Below are 1,349 nucleotides of genomic sequence, written 5' to 3' on the forward strand. Positions count from 1 at the left end.
TTGATCCAGCCTCCGCTTCTGCGTGAACACCGCCTATATCAGGCAGATTGGCTTTTGCGTTTTTATGGTTTCACCGCGGAGGAAATCGCTACCGGTACGAAGGCTGGTCATCTTGATCTGGAACTGGACCCAAAACTTGCCTGGGCCATACAGCACCGTGGTCTGTTTCCTCTGGATGTAAACCGTGCAAGTCGTGAATTGCTGCTGCGTGTTCCTGGTTTTGGAACCCGGACGGTTGATCGCATAATCGTTGCGCGCCGGAATAGCTGTTTAAGATACGATGGTCTGGTGCGGATAGGTGCCAACATGAACAAGGCGCGGCCCTTTATCATGGCGCCTGGCTGGTCGCCGGGGCGGCTCATCGACAATGTCGATTTACGCGCTCGCTTTGCATCTCCCGCTGAGCAACTGCGGCTACTATGATGTATTTCGTTAAACTACCTGATTACGGCACCTTCGAAACGTGGCGTGAGATGGCGCGCATCGCGATATCACACGGTATCGAGCCAAATGATATCGATTGGATCGGAGCGGGCGGATTGTTTGAGGGAATGCCGCTGCCCGACGCGCCTGGTGAACATCGTATAAGTGTTACGCGGGGGTTTTTGAAACTTGCACAGTCAGTCATCTGGCATTCGAATCCGGAACGGTTCGGACTGCTCTATCAGGCGTTATGGCGGCTTGACCGCGATGCGGGAGACCCTTTGAGCCAGGCTGACCCGCTTGGGCGGCAGCTGCATCTCATGGCAAAATCGGTTGGCCGTGATATCCACAAGATGCATGCTTTCGTACGGTTTCGCGAATTACCTGAGACTGGGTTGCGTCGTCGCTTTGCTGCTTGGTTTGAGCCGGAGCATAATATAGTCGAGCCGGGTAGTTCCTTTTTCGCAAAGCGTTTCGCGGATATGGACTGGGTGATCGCCACGCCAAGGCTTACAGCTCGATTTGAGGCCGGCAGACTTAGTTACCACCCAGGCGGTACACGCCCTGACTTATCGGAAGATGTCACCGAAACGCTTTGGGGCACCTATTTCGCGAACATCTTCAATCCGGCACGGGTAAAGTTGAATGCGATGTGCTCTGAAATGCCGAAGAAGTATTGGAAGAACCTGCCCGAAACGCGCCTGATTCCAGATATGTTACGAGATGCGGAGGCGCGGGTGGAGCGAATGCGCGCGGCTGCAGAAACGTCACCAGCAGCTGGCGCCGTCGCGATTTCGACCCGTTATCGCGCTGCAATGCCGCAAGCGGCCGAATTCCCTCAGACAATGGTCGAAGCGCGAGCGGCTGCCGGACATTGCCGTCGATGTGGATTATGCGAGGCCGCAACCCAGACTGTTTGGGGTGAA

Annotated in this window: 1 protein-coding gene and 1 pseudogene; both read left to right on the forward strand. The window is 55.4% G+C overall.

All coding sequences use genetic code 11. The features are described 5' to 3' along the window. A pseudogene (locus FIB18_RS24660) lies at positions 1 to 423 on the forward strand (putative DNA modification/repair radical SAM protein); the annotation flags it as partial. After that, the coding region (locus tag FIB18_RS24665; RefSeq protein WP_140023484.1) for a TIGR03915 family putative DNA repair protein at positions 420 to 1,349 on the forward strand (930 nt) is incomplete at its 3' end. The pseudogene FIB18_RS24660 and the gene FIB18_RS24665, both read left to right, overlap by 4 nt.

The sequence above is a fragment of the Brucella pecoris genome (genome assembly GCF_006376675.1).
Classification (GTDB): Bacteria; Pseudomonadota; Alphaproteobacteria; order Rhizobiales; family Rhizobiaceae; genus Brucella; species Brucella pecoris.